Source organism: Candidatus Harpocratesius sp., assembly GCF_054039255.1.
Window position 1 is genome coordinate 140232 of sequence record NZ_JBPLBG010000031.1, and the last position, 13462, is coordinate 153693.

Consider the following 13462-nt stretch of genomic DNA (forward strand, 5'->3'; position numbering starts at 1 on the left):
AAAATCAGAGTGCTTCCTTGTTCAAATACTCTTCATGTCTTTTGTAATGTAACCATTGGCTAAAATAGTTAATAAAAAGAACAATTAGAAAAATAACTCCGTATGAAACAAATATTGTTTCCCAATGACCATAAATTTGAAATAATGCTTCTTTTGGAATGTTGCTTGGTTGATTATTGATCAATATCTGAAGATTAACATAGCAAATAAACCAAGAATAAAAGTATCCGATTATACAACCAATTATACCTGATATTAAGAAAACTATAAAAAGTTCTAATATATTGATAAAAATCACTCTATTTCGACCAACACCTCTAAATAATAGTAAATTGGTGAAATATTCATTTTCACGATTCATAATAATAATTGTTAAGGATAATTCAATCGAAAGTAAAATTCCAATTAAAACAAAGTCTAAATTAATCAAACCATAAAATCCACTTGATCCAATAATTAAAGAATATCTGGCAACATCGATATCATTCCAATTTGGATCAAAAGCATGATATTTTGCTTTCTCACAATATTGAGTAATGAAAGGTTGAAATTTTATGTTTATTTCATCTAAATCTATCTCTGAATTTGGTGTTATATCCAACAATTCAATTACATCAGAAGCAAACCACATAGTTTGGGGAATTTGTAAAGAGGATATATCGATTATAATTGCAATTAAACCATAAACATCAGTTTGATACATACCAGGAGCATAATCAAGAGAATCCACAATTTTTAAGGAAAAAGTTTGATTAACGTATTGATCTGTTTGGGAATCATATACTAATAAGGAGTAATTAAACAGATCCCCAATTTTTCTGCCTGTAAAAGAAAGAAATTGTGAAGTAGTAATTACATTTATTTCAGATAAGGGAGAAATATTATCAGAATTATGTAATAATTTTTGAATTTGTTGAGGATATGAAGGATAAATATACGGTCTATTATCTGAGGAAATTACAGAAAGATAGTCTACTGGATCAATTGCAAATGTCTCTATCGGTATTTCTCGTATCTGAGATATGTTAAGGTTAGATATATTCATCCAAGATCGATTAGAAACGAAAATATGAGAATAAGTTTGAATTTCAAACTTATATGTTGATGAAAAATTGGTTGTTAACTTGTCCTCAAAAGCTTGAAATTCATCTTGATTATGGAAATTACTATTAATCATTTCGATATTTAAATCAGAACCCCATAGAAATTTTTTATCAAAAATTTCGTATCGATATTGAGAATTAAAAGCAAAATTAGTTATTGTAAGCATTGTGCAAAATATCGCCAAATAAATTGTTACCCGTGCCCATTTCTTTTTTCTAATAATTTCTAAACTAACAATATGATCTAGTCGTTTAGCAAAAATGTGTGCAATTCGTTTTGCAAATCTGGCAAATCTTGAAGGTCGTTCGATAAGAAATAACCGAATTAAACCTGTAACAAAGAAACCGATGAAAAATAAAGAAAAAAAATGAAAATAATAAATGTTTTCAACAATTTTATCTCGATTATCAATAACAATGTCAGAAACATTGAATCTAAAGGCAATGAAAAGATAAGAATATAAAATAATAGGAATAATGCCAACAATTATAAAAAGCCATGTAATTGGCTTTATGGAGTATTTCTCCATCTCAAATAGATTTTCATATACAAATTCTGGTTTCTTTTTTCTTTTCCAAATTCTAAAATTTCTTTTTCTTTTTTCTCCTAATTTGATTGAATTATCTGATTTAGTTTTTTCAATTTTTTTATAATCTTGAATGTACTTTTCAATTAATATTTCGTCTACAGTTTTTTTCTTATCGCCACCTTCAAATAGTACTTGTTCATCATAATGTAATGATAATTCTTCTACTTGTTGGATTGAACTCGAAACATCTAAATATTCAATTTTTCCAACCATAATTATTTTAGGAATTAATGCAATCGCATTAATTAAAATTCCTAAAAGTAAAGTATACAAAAAATTGTTCCATGTGATTTCAGGAATCAGAAAAATAGTTGATGTATTTAGAAATAAATCTCCTAATAATCTATGATATAAATAAAATGTACCATATCCAATTATAGACCCCAAAACAGTACAAATTACACCATTGACAACGCCTCCAATAAAAATTTGACTTTGAATTTGTGAAACTGATAACCCACGTAGTTTTAATAAAATCAACTCTTCATTCGCTTTTTTTCCTCTAGCGTCATTAATATTCCGGCTAACGAGTAATGAAAACACAATTACAGGAATTGAAAGAATTTGAATTGTTAAAAAAGACCTTCGTATGTTTTCTTGAGTTATTTTCAGTTGATATGATAATTTATCGATAAGACCTACTTCAAATGGAAGAAAAATAGAAAGATTTCTACTTTTTTGAGTAAGTGAAGTACGATAAAAATAAAGATTTTCAAATTGAATATTTTCCCTATTGTAAAATAAAAGATAACCAGATTTTATAATTCCACTTTCCAAATAAGCCTTATATAATTTATGCTGAGCAACTCGAAAATACCATTGCTGAATTGGATGATTTCGCAAATCTTTGAAATTTCCATACCAGAATACAAGATTGTGTTCTAATTGTTCAGGAAAAATATATGTTTTGTTGTTTAAGTAATCTTCATATGTATAGGAATAAGTATATCGTTGGTCTACAATACGAAACCAATCATTGGTACATAGATATGTTCCAACAATTGTAATATTTTCGATTTTTTCTTGAAGAAAATCTACAACTGGTGGATTTGAATCAAAGGCATTTCCAATAATTATTGAAACATTTGAAGATTGATTGATATGATAATTATATTTTAATGCAAAATTATAATCTACTAATATTTCATTTTCATTTTTTGGAGCACGACCTTCTATTATTTTAAAATAAGTGTTAAATCTTGGTGAATTATAAAAAACATCATTAAAAATACCAAAATTAACACTTGAAGCGTTTATTTTATGATAAAAATCAAATTCACTAGTACAATTTGATGGAATGACAGAAGTATAATTCTCTATGGTAACATATGCAGAATTTATCCCGAATATCGCATAAGGTGCATATCCTTGCAGATCTAAATTAGTCGTTTTTAATATTTGTTCAACTTCTTCATCTGAATGGTTAAAATAATAATTGTAATTAATATGAGGTATTGGAGCACCTTCATTATTGAATAAATCATAATGAACTAAATCGATATCAGAAAAAAGCCAAAATGATTCTTGAAATTGATATTTCTGAGCAGCCTCAAAGAAATAATTAAGACCAGATATTAAAGATAGAGAAAGACTAAAACATAGCAGAATCATCCACTCGTTTTTCATCCGTTTTGGAGTATTTTTAATGTAAAAATTAAAGAACTTAAAGGAAAATTTCTTATTCTCCATGTTTAATTTCTATATTTTTTTGAAGTATTTGAATTTTAACCGCTTCATTTACTTTTAATTCATTAATTTTAGTATTTCATGGATATTTTTTCTAAATTCAAAATTATTCACTATTCTAAAAATAATACGATTTTTTTAACATTGATAAGGCGATATTTTTGAGAAGATGCATCGATTGTTTCCAATACACCTACTACACGTATTTTTGTTCCAATATACCTTTCTATATTCTTTATAGAAGTTTTTAACTCGCATTTGCGACTATCATTCCACCAATATACAATTGAATTTTTTTGATCTCCAAACCATCCTAATTGGCGTGTAGATGCTGAAAACATTATTCGCTCACCATTAATTGTTTTCATGCCAAAAAGATATACATCACTAACCCCTAAATGGATAGAAGATTGAATTGTACGAGGATCTGATACTTTCATGAGAATTCCTACTACTGAAGTATAACCAGAGGAATTCTTTTGGGATTTTCCAACCATAAGAATCAATTTTAAGGTTGTAATTTTATAACCATTTACGACTTTAATACTTTAGGAAGTTTTTTTATATCTACTCCCAATTCTTTAGCGAGATATTCACGAATATCTTTATCTGCAGCGGTTAATAATGGAATACGAGGGCGAATCTCTCGCATTATTTCATTTAATGGTGCTCGATATAATTTCTGCAAAATCAAAGAAACTTCATCATCTGGTATTGCTCGAATTCTAAAATATTTAGGAGGTTTAATTTTTTGAGGTATTCTAGATTTGACTTTTGAGGAACTTGATGATAAATTAGTAGACCCTTTTGCAAAACAAAGACCTCCTGATAATATATCATAATAATAACTTAAATGAGCATAATCTTGCGTTCTACCAATATAACCTAATATTCTATCAGCAAAAGCAAAATTTTGATATCCATGAAAAAGTTCTTCTTTTTTTGTTAAAAAATTAAAAATGTTTTCGTTTATCCACAACCCTATATTATTAAATGTTATATCTTTACTTTCAATCTCATTTAAATTTCGTTTTGCATTTCTTATAGTCTCTTGTTGGAAGAAATTAACCATCATTTCTTGAATATGGCCCACATGATCACGCCTCATATTAATTGTATCAAGTTGATCATCTTGAATTTTAAGTGTTCCTTGAGCTAAAGCTTGCAAATCATTTATGGCAGATCGATAATCACCTTGAGATCTTTCTGCAATTTTCTTAATTTGCTCAGAAGAAATTTCTATATGTTCCTTTAAAACAATTTTCTTTAAAATTAAGGAAATATGCTCAGGTTTTGCGGGAGTAAGTTCTAAAAGTGGAGCAGATAATTTATAAAGATCTCCAAATCTTCTATAATCTTTAAAATTACAAGTCATGATTACTGGATAACGGGAAATAGAGATAATTTTCTTAACTGCCGCCACACCCCCTCTATCATTTCTACCATGAATTCCATCGACTTCATCGATTAAAATCAATTTTCCTTTAACTGTTTTTTGTGTGAAAGTTAATAAATTCGTGTTCCTTACTGTTTCACGTAGTTTTTCATTAACTGCTTCTTCTGTTCGCACATCTGATGCGTTCAATTCAATAACGCTTAAATGATAATCACGAGCTAAAGCATACACTATAGTTGTTTTTCCTATTCCAGGAGGACCAATTAACATCGCAGCAGTTTTATTAGCAAGTTTACTCTTTATGGATTTAAATTTTAAATCTATCTTTTTATCAATTGGACCATTTGATGCTGATTTTATCTGTTTTTTAAGAACATGATATTTCTTTCGTAATTCTAAGAAATCTTCTATAAATTTTTGCAATTTAACAATAACATCTTCAAAACCAACCATATCCTTAGATGTTTGAGGGCGATATTTTTCGACCCATGGAGCATTATTTTCTGCCATTTTTTAAAACACTTTTCCCATAATTCATTTATTTTATGTAAAATTAATTTTTCCTATCAAATTCATTTGTATTAGTAAATTAAGAAGTTGAATTTCATCACTTTTAGAATCTATTGCATTAAAATCAGTTTCTGCAATTAAATCTAAATATAGTGCTTGAACATGAGGTTCTAATGGCATATCTGCGATTCTTTTACTCATCTCAAATAAAATTTCATCTTTAGAAAGATTTTGATTTTGAAAGATAGAACGTACTTTACTTCGGATTGATTTTATATCACCTTGTATGGTTGATGAAATCAAATTTATAATTCCTCTGTCACTAATCATTGAATAAACTTTTGAGAGAGAATCCAACGTAATTTCATGATATTTATATCTTGTAATTTGAAGTAGATCAAGTGCCTTTCCAATATTTTTTCCACTCATATGTCGAATGTATTCAATTACATCTAATTTTATAGGTATTTTTTCTTGATCACAAATAGTTTTAATCAATCTATTAAATTTAAAATCAGGAAGGTAGGGAATTAACAAAAGTTGACATCGAGAAACAATTGGATCAATAATACTTGAAATCCGATCAGTTATTAAAATCATCCGGCAGTTACTCGAATATCTTTCCATTATTCTTCTAAATCCTTGTTGTTCAACATCTAGATCATGAAAATTCTTAATGATTAATATTTTAAATGGAGAAATTCCGAATTTTTTTGTGCTTACAAACGGTCGAACGCGAATTTGGATAAAGGGACGATAATTTTTCTGTGAACCAGCACCAGAACCAAGCATTTTTGTTGAAACTCGCCCTTGACGCTTAGATTCATTCCGTTCATCTTTCCCAATTGGATCATCTGCATATAAAATCTTACTGTTTATTATAAATTCTTTCCCCAGAATCTCTCGAGCAATTAACTCTCCAATCATAGTCTTTCCACTTCCAGGGGGACCAATTAACATCAGATGAGGAAAATTATTTGATTGGATAAAACCATTTAGTTGTTCATATAATTTTGGAAAAAGATTCTTAATTTCATTTAATTTTCTGGGACGATATTTTATTCTCCATATCGGACTATTTTCTTCTGACTTTATATTAATTGTTGATGAACTCAATTTATTCCCTCCAATAAAATCATTAATTCTGAAATGAATCCATCAATTTGTATTGTAGGATCAGCAGCTAATGTCAAACGAAAATCATATTCCCCAATTTTTGATATAATCTCTTCTTTTTTGAAATTCTTTAATTTTTGGTTTAAGATCCAACTTAAAGTTTGCCGAAATAATCCACGACTTGAATAACTTGGATGTTCTGCTAAAAGTTTCTTAATTTTTATAATATCTTTTTGATATAAGCCAGTAGAAAATTCTTTAAATGTTTTTAGTGGAAGAAATCCAGATATTTGGTAAATAATATCAGGATGTAAGAATACTCTTTTTTTACTTTGATTTTCTTCAAAAACCAATGATACTGCCATTTGAAGTAAATTAATTGCCTGCCGCATATCTCCTTGAGAGATATAAAATATTGCATTTTTTACATCATCATTAATAAAAACATGCTCATTTTCACAGATTTTATCAATTTGCTTAGAGAAGAAATGAAAAGGAAGGGGATAAAAACGAAATATTGCACATCTTGAAAGAACAGGATCGATTATATTTTCAATATAATTACACATAAATATGAATTTTACATTTGAAGGTGCCATCTCAATAATTCTGCGAAATGCACCCTGCATTGCTTTGGGAATCAAATCTGCTTCATCTAATATAACGAATTTATATTTAGGTTGGAACATCCCAGTATGATTAACAAAATTTTTAATTTCATCTCTAGTATCCATTCTCACATTATCACTGGCATTTCGTTCTAAAATTGTATCAGCCAGCATTTTATCAGTCCCTAAAACGTCGTGAATTAAAGCATATGCAGTAGAAGTTTTTCCTGTGCCTGCAGGACCCGCAAAAATAAGATGAGGAATGCAGTCTTTTTCAATAAATTTCTGTAAGGTTTGAACAGTCATGGATTGACTAGCGATTTCTGATAATGTTCGAGGTCTATATTTCTCAACCCAAGGTAAGTCCGCATTAAAATCGATTTGATCGTTCATTATAATTTTTCCTTTTAATTTCAAATAAATCTCAAAAATTTCGCTAATATTATTTTTAGGATTTTATTATAAAAAAAGATCTCACTGCTCTTTTAATAAATTACAACTAATTTTTATTAATCCATAGATTAATAATATCTAAATCCCACTTAGTACACATGATGAAAAGCGAACAAGAAATTATTATGGACTCAAAAGGTAGGATCTTGATCCCTTTAGAAATCAGAAAGCTTCTTCATTTTGAATCGGGAGAAAAATTTATGTTTTCAATTGAAAATGGGAAGATAATTCTATTGAAATCCAGTGATTATGATGAATTTCAAAGAGAAATTAAAAAATTTCAGCAAGAAATTCAAAAAGTTCGAAAAACTCCAATATCAACAGAAAAACTATTTTAACAGAATTTCTTAGGAATTTTCAATGATAACTATTGATAGTCAGATATGGATTTATTATTTCGATCCGAATGCTCGAGAAAATCAAAATGTGCACATATGGATGAATTCTAATTTAAAAAATGCAGAAATCATCTTAAATGCGATTATTCCAATTGAAGTCGCGCATACACTTTATGGAATTCCAAATATTCCTCATGATCACATAGAATCGCTAATATTCAAATGGATTACTCAAAAAAATATTAAGATCACAAAGATCTCTAATAAAGAAATGATAAATGCACTTCAAATGCTGAAAGTAATGCGTTTCAAGGGTGTTGGCGGAAGAGATTGTTTAATTTTAGCAACAATGCATCTTTATTCAGTATCTACTCTTGTTACTAATGATAAAAATTTATTATCTCTTGTTAACTTTAAACGGATTAATCCTATTTTTGATCCCCCTTTAATCTTGGAAAAAGGAGATAAATTTAATAGGGAATATTATCAGAAAAAAAATTTTTCTTTGGAATAATAAATTGGATTTTTCTTAAAGCACTTTTAATGGCTACTTGTATGCCCTGAATCTCTCCTAATAAAATCACTTAAGATTTCGATTTACAATGAGGATTTCATCGATACATATAGTAATTAGAGTTGAAAATAGAAATCTTTTCTAATAACTCTATTTTGTTTATTAATTTATGAAATCCACATTCTGAATAGATGTAATTAGGGGGATTTCCGTAGACGATCGATTGTGGGGTTAACTTTTACTGAAATCTGAAAGTACAAATAGACAATGAATAAGAAAGGAAGCAAGGCTTTTGTTGTCTACAGGAATTTAGAAATTTTCCATACAACCTATATAGGATAATAAATTTAGGCATTGATTATTAAAAAAAGCCTTAACATTCTTTTATTATTCCATAAAAGTAATTTCTTTTTTGAAGATTTAAGTAGAATTGAGAACTAAATTAACATAATATTATGATTTCACGCAGAATTGAATTATTACGCTTAGATTATCTATTTGCAGTCATCGTGCCTACTTTAATGGCAATTTTCTTAAATAAATTGGATTTGAATAATTATTGGAATTTGATTTTAGCATTTAGCTTTTTTGGAATTAGCGGCAATATAATCAATGATATTTTTGATCGTCAAGAAGAAGATGATCTAGAAGCACAAGATAGAACGAAAGGTTATAAAGACAAAGAATTATGGGCAATTGCAATAGTAAGTGGAACGCTTGGATTGACTTTGCTCATTCCAATCATATATACATTTCCAATTATAGGTGTTTATTCAGTTTTAGCATTTAGTTTAGTAATAATTTATTGCATAAAGAAAAAAATACCCATCTTAAATCAGGTATTACTTGCAATCAGTCATATAATCATACCCTATCTCATTGTAAAAACTATTGCAAATTTAGTTCATCCACTACTTTCATGGGGAGAGTTTTTCTTCCTGATTGCGCTTTTATTTTTTGCTGTATCTGGACAAACTGTTCATGAAATTATTGATGAAGATGCAATAAGTAGATTTTCATTGAAAATACAACAAAAAGTAGTAGTTATTAGTGCTTTAATTTCAATTTTCTTTGGATTTATAGCAATTATTTTATTGCAAAATTATATTTTAATAGGTTTAGTATTAATTCCAGCTGGAACGATATATTCTTTTAGACACCCAAAAAAATCACGAAAATCCATAAAAGATACAGGAATTATAATGGGAAATCTGGTCATGGTATTTTTAATTGTATTAATTCTCTACTATTAGTGAATAATTCAATTATCACTTTTCTCTGGCATTTTTTTAAATAAAAATCCAATATTCATTATTTTCGATAAAGGTTGAAATTTTGCATCAAGCATCATCCAAAATTTACCAAAATCTACTACTTTATCCCAAATTTTTCTGAATGTCGAATTATTAAGATATCTTTCTCTCAGTGTTAAAATTCCTTTTTCGGTTTCTGAAGGCCGAGCTGCTTGAAATAATTGAACCTTCATAAATTGTCCGTACACTCCAAATATTTTGAGCAGAGTAAGAGGATAATCTTGAAAAAGTTTTTTTATGTCATCAATTTCGTATCTTCGATAATGTCCAATCATAGTATCTTGATAAGAATAAAATTTCATTCGATGTGGGACTGTAATAAGTAAAATCCCTCCTGGCTTTAAAATTCGGTAAATTTCCACCGCTGCAGTCTTATCGTCCCTAATATGTTCAATTACATCGAGAGCAGATATAAAGTCAAAGGTTTCGTCTTGATAAGGAAGTTGCTGGAGAATTCCTACTGCAGGAAATTGATTACGACGACTGTTGAACTGTAAAAGGGGAGAACGGGCAATATCTAAGTAAAAACGCCGATGAATATTCGGTAAAAAGGGCAATATAGAATTCCCACTACATCCTAAATCAAGAGCATCATTGAAGAAACGATTTCCTAATTGTTGTTTGATTATATTGAATTTTGCTTTTGTTCCTGGAGAAATAAAGTAATCGATTAAAGTTCGAGCAGAGAAATTTACATGACTATCGTAAAATTCTTTCTTGTTAAGAATCTTGAAATCTTTATTCACAAAGAATATTTATTTATTTTTCATAAAATTAATTTTGGAATTCTATGAACAAAAATCAAAAAAAAAAGCTTAAAATATTTTAAGAAGAAATACTAACTTATAGTAAATACCAAAATTGGAGATTCCCATGTCTGAATTCACTACATCGTTAAAAAATTTCGGTAAAGCTGTTGGAATATATATCCTTTTAAATTTTGTTTTTATTATCCTTTTTCCATTATTTAATGGAATCCCGATAGGATATTTTTTAACTGGAATGGTTGGTAAGGATATTACCGGATTTGTTGTGGCCTTATTAATTCCTGGAGGTGGTCTTCATTCAGGATATATTTTTTCATCAACGAGTTATTATCTCGGGGATTTAATTAATTATTGGGGTACTCGTGAAAATTCAATTATATGGGATATTCTTGGATTTTTATGGGTTTGGTTGCCTGGTTTATTAAGTGCAATATTCATGGGGAAGATATTTTGTCAAGAACGCCCATCTAAAAGTTTTTGGAGCGAATTCTGGGCAATTTTCGTTTTAACAATTCTTCCATTAATAATTATTTTTGCGATTGAGATTAATGGAATCTATGAATTGACTCAAAATATCATACCCTTATGGTTACGAACTCATACTGAAGCGGGAATTTCGATTAATTGGATACCAACAATGTATTTAAACGTAATTTTGATTGGACTTTTTAATGGTTTGTTTTTTGGTGGGCTTGCATCCATCAGTTCAACTGAATTATAATAAATATTTTATTTTTTGTTTTTTTTTTATCTCTAATTTTATTCTGATTTGTTGGTTCTTCAAATGAAAAATAGCGAAATTCGACGATATGTTAAAAATAAATATACGTTATTAAGAATTTCAGGAAAGTTTGCACCAATATTGCGAAAAAATGAAGAAATAAAGATAACTAGGATCTATCTTCTTAATCCGAAGATTTCTTCGATGAAAAATATTTGCTTTTTTTTCACAAAATCGAATTTATGGTTAGGTGTTATTTTATCTCATCAGACATCTGAATTATTAATGAAAATTGCAAAAAAAATAACTCGAAATCAGATTCATCAAAAATATTCAAATCAATACGAACTGAAAGAGAAGCTCTTTTCATATTTCTTAGTTCAATATCGATTTCCAAATGATTTACAAAGCATTAAACTGATTTTGCTCATTTCAATTCGAGATATTTCTGAAATTCTTGAAAATTTAGAATTTTTATCCGAAATTAGAATTCTATTTAAAAAATCATTGGAAAAAATTGCAGATTTTGTAACTTAACTTAAAATTATGTGCGAATAAGTTTTTTTCTTAAAGTCTTATTTCTTCTATTTTTATTTTTAGATCTTCCAAAATTTCCTTCATTTTAGGGTGAATTTCTGGATAAAAAATAAGATAATTGCATAATGTATCGTACTCTCGCTTTAATTCAAATTTTCTTTCTTCTCCATAAAGCTTGGTGAGATTATCTACATATTTTTTCATGCTTTCATTACTCTGAACAATTTTTAGTGTATTAAGAAGACTTTTTATATTTTTCTTTAACCTATATTTATAGCGTTCATCTAAATAAGATTCTATTAATTCACGCGCTTGTTGAAATTCAAGCTTATTAATTAAATTATCCGCTTCAACCAAAATAGTTTCTTCTTTTAAGAGAATTTCTTGAATGATGAAGAATCTCTCACTTATAGGGCCAAAAACACTGAGAATGACACATACAAGGAAGAGTCCAGCACTTGTATATACCATCCACTCAAAATGAGAAGGCAATATGTTATTTTTAATCAAATCGGTAATATATTCTTGGTATGTGAGATAATAGACCAAAAGAAAAGAGGATATACTAGCTAATGAAAAAATTATGAATTGAATTGAAATTATCTTATTCATTGGAGATATCTTTTGAAATAACGATAGTTTTCTCTCTGTATATTTTTGATCTGGGAGTTCAACAGAGCTCATAATTAAAGTTTAAAAGGAGTTCGGGTTTAAATCTTTTGGGAGTCTTAAAAAAATGTACGATCATGAACAAGATCTTAATGAAATTAATACTCGTTTGAAGAAAGATAATATTTCATTTAAAGATAAGAATATTTTGATTACTGGTGGTGCTGGTTTTTTAGGGTCTTGGATATGCGAAACTCTTCTGATGCAGGGTGCAAAAATCATATGCTTAGATAATCTTAGTTCTGGCCAATGGGACAATGTAAAGCATTTAACTTCAAATTCAAACTTTACCTTCATTCACCATGATATTTCTATACCAATTTACTTTGGACGAACAATGCCCAATGCAGTATCATATCCAAATATTTCAGAAAAACTAGATTATGTCATGCATCTTGCTAGTCGTGCATCTCCATTTGAATTTAAGAATTTTGCAATATCAATTCTCAAATCTAATACTTTGGGAACTATGAATGCATTAGGTATCGCTACAGCACACCAAGCAATCTTATTTTATTCATCAACATCAGAATGCTATGGAAACCCTCCACCAGAACAAGTCCCAACTTCAGAAGATTATTGGGGACATGTAAATCCAATAGGACCACGATCATGTTATGATGAATCAAAACGTGCCGGAGAAGCATTTTGTAAAGCATATGAATTACAACATAATATTAATGTCCATTTTGTCAGAATTTTCAACACTTACGGCCCGAGAATTCGTTCAGGACACGAATTTGGACGTGTAGTTCCTAATTTTATTCATCAATGTTTAAATGATGAACCGATAACCGTTTTTGGAGATGGATCTCAAATAAGATGCCTAACCTATGTTGTTGATGAAATTGAGGGATTGTTACGTGATGCATATATTCCAGAAGCTAGAGGCATTCCAATTAACGTAGGAAATGATAAAATGATTTCTATTTTAGATTTAGCTCATTTAATCAAAGAATTAACTGGTTCTAACTCAAAAATTATTCATAAACCTCTTCCAATCGATGATCCTATTTTGCGACAACCCGTCTTAACTCGTGCAAAGACAATTCTGAACTGGGAACCACATACAGAGTTAAGAGATGGATTATTAAAAACAATCCACTGGTTTAAAGATACATTCAATAAATAAAAATAGAGA

General features: G+C 28.7%; 13 protein-coding genes. 6 read left to right on the forward strand and 7 right to left on the reverse strand.

The features are described from left to right. Positions 1-4 precede the first annotated feature (4 nt). From ACXLDF_RS06670 to ACXLDF_RS06690, 5 genes are all read right to left on the reverse strand, one after another. Positions 5-3319 carry an FtsX-like permease family protein gene (locus ACXLDF_RS06670; protein WP_457557722.1) on the reverse strand — a complete coding sequence of 1105 codons (3315 nt, stop codon included), beginning with the start codon at positions 3317-3319 and terminating at the stop codon, positions 5-7. 173 nt (positions 3320-3492) lie between these two features. After that, positions 3493-3876: a hypothetical protein gene (locus ACXLDF_RS06675; RefSeq protein WP_457557723.1), complete on the reverse strand. Its 384-nt coding sequence runs from the start codon at positions 3874-3876 to the stop codon at positions 3493-3495. A 35-nt stretch (positions 3877-3911) separates the two neighbouring features. After that, entirely contained in the window at positions 3912-5285 is a 1374-nt protein-coding gene (locus ACXLDF_RS06680; protein WP_457557724.1) for an AAA family ATPase, read from the reverse strand. 33 nt (positions 5286-5318) lie between these two features. After that, a complete protein-coding gene (locus ACXLDF_RS06685) occupies positions 5319-6401 on the reverse strand; it encodes an AAA family ATPase (RefSeq protein ID WP_457557725.1) in 1083 nt (360 codons plus the stop codon). Further along, positions 6398-7402, reverse strand: a complete 1005-nt coding sequence (locus ACXLDF_RS06690) for an AAA family ATPase (RefSeq protein WP_457557726.1) — start codon at positions 7400-7402, stop codon at positions 6398-6400. The genes ACXLDF_RS06685 and ACXLDF_RS06690 overlap by 4 nt, the downstream gene beginning before the upstream one ends. 185 nt (positions 7403-7587) lie before the next feature. On the opposite strand from ACXLDF_RS06690, the gene ACXLDF_RS06695 reads away from it, so the two are divergent. The 3 genes from ACXLDF_RS06695 to ACXLDF_RS06705 all read left to right on the forward strand — a co-directional run bounded on the left by ACXLDF_RS06695 (position 7588) and on the right by ACXLDF_RS06705 (position 9567). After that, positions 7588-7800: an AbrB/MazE/SpoVT family DNA-binding domain-containing protein gene (locus ACXLDF_RS06695; RefSeq protein WP_457557769.1), complete on the forward strand. Its 213-nt coding sequence runs from the start codon at positions 7588-7590 to the stop codon at positions 7798-7800. Between the two features lie 22 nt (positions 7801-7822). Continuing rightward, complete coding sequence (locus ACXLDF_RS06700; protein ID WP_457557727.1) at positions 7823-8314, forward strand: type II toxin-antitoxin system VapC family toxin; 492 nt, start codon at positions 7823-7825, stop codon at positions 8312-8314. Positions 8315-8769: 455 nt separating this feature from the next. Further along, the gene (locus ACXLDF_RS06705; protein ID WP_457557728.1) at positions 8770-9567 is read left to right on the forward strand and encodes a UbiA family prenyltransferase; all 798 of its coding nucleotides are present in this window, start codon (positions 8770-8772) and stop codon (positions 9565-9567) included. Between the two features lie 8 nt (positions 9568-9575). Here ACXLDF_RS06705 and ACXLDF_RS06710 read toward each other — a convergent pair whose 3' ends face one another. Beyond that, positions 9576-10373, reverse strand: a complete 798-nt coding sequence (locus ACXLDF_RS06710) for a class I SAM-dependent methyltransferase (RefSeq protein ID WP_457557729.1) — start codon at positions 10371-10373, stop codon at positions 9576-9578. 127 nt (positions 10374-10500) lie between these two features. Here ACXLDF_RS06710 and ACXLDF_RS06715 point away from each other — a divergent pair, with 127 nt between their 5' ends. After that, complete coding sequence (locus ACXLDF_RS06715) at positions 10501-11115, forward strand: hypothetical protein (protein WP_457557730.1); 615 nt, start codon at positions 10501-10503, stop codon at positions 11113-11115. 63 nt (positions 11116-11178) lie between these two features. Further along, positions 11179-11652: a hypothetical protein gene (locus ACXLDF_RS06720; protein WP_457557731.1), complete on the forward strand. Its 474-nt coding sequence runs from the start codon at positions 11179-11181 to the stop codon at positions 11650-11652. 30 nt (positions 11653-11682) lie between these two features. On the opposite strand, the gene ACXLDF_RS06725 is transcribed toward ACXLDF_RS06720, so the two are convergent. After that, positions 11683-12336, reverse strand: a complete 654-nt coding sequence (locus tag ACXLDF_RS06725) for a hypothetical protein (protein WP_457557732.1) — start codon at positions 12334-12336, stop codon at positions 11683-11685. A 52-nt stretch (positions 12337-12388) separates the two neighbouring features. Here ACXLDF_RS06725 and ACXLDF_RS06730 point away from each other — a divergent pair, with 52 nt between their 5' ends. Further along, on the forward strand, positions 12389-13453 hold the full coding sequence (locus tag ACXLDF_RS06730) for an NAD-dependent epimerase/dehydratase family protein (protein ID WP_457557733.1): 1065 nt from the start codon (positions 12389-12391) through the stop codon (positions 13451-13453). The last annotated feature ends 9 nt before the right edge of the window (positions 13454-13462 follow it).

Coding starts and splice junctions, on each gene's coding strand:
- ACXLDF_RS06695 (WP_457557769.1), top strand. CDS start 7,588: ATGGACTCAAAAGGTAGGATCTTGATCCCTTTAGAAATCAGAAAGCTT.
- ACXLDF_RS06670 (WP_457557722.1), bottom strand. CDS start 3,319: ATGAAAAACGAGTGGATGATTCTGCTATGTTTTAGTCTTTCTCTATCT.
- ACXLDF_RS06700 (WP_457557727.1), top strand. CDS start 7,823: ATGATAACTATTGATAGTCAGATATGGATTTATTATTTCGATCCGAAT.
- ACXLDF_RS06690 (WP_457557726.1), bottom strand. CDS start 7,402: ATGAACGATCAAATCGATTTTAATGCGGACTTACCTTGGGTTGAGAAA.
- ACXLDF_RS06730 (WP_457557733.1), top strand. CDS start 12,389: ATGTACGATCATGAACAAGATCTTAATGAAATTAATACTCGTTTGAAG.
- ACXLDF_RS06680 (WP_457557724.1), bottom strand. CDS start 5,285: ATGGCAGAAAATAATGCTCCATGGGTCGAAAAATATCGCCCTCAAACA.
- ACXLDF_RS06705 (WP_457557728.1), top strand. CDS start 8,770: ATGATTTCACGCAGAATTGAATTATTACGCTTAGATTATCTATTTGCA.
- ACXLDF_RS06720 (WP_457557731.1), top strand. CDS start 11,179: ATGAAAAATAGCGAAATTCGACGATATGTTAAAAATAAATATACGTTA.
- ACXLDF_RS06725 (WP_457557732.1), bottom strand. CDS start 12,336: ATGAGCTCTGTTGAACTCCCAGATCAAAAATATACAGAGAGAAAACTA.
- ACXLDF_RS06675 (WP_457557723.1), bottom strand. CDS start 3,876: ATGGTTGGAAAATCCCAAAAGAATTCCTCTGGTTATACTTCAGTAGTA.
- ACXLDF_RS06715 (WP_457557730.1), top strand. CDS start 10,501: ATGTCTGAATTCACTACATCGTTAAAAAATTTCGGTAAAGCTGTTGGA.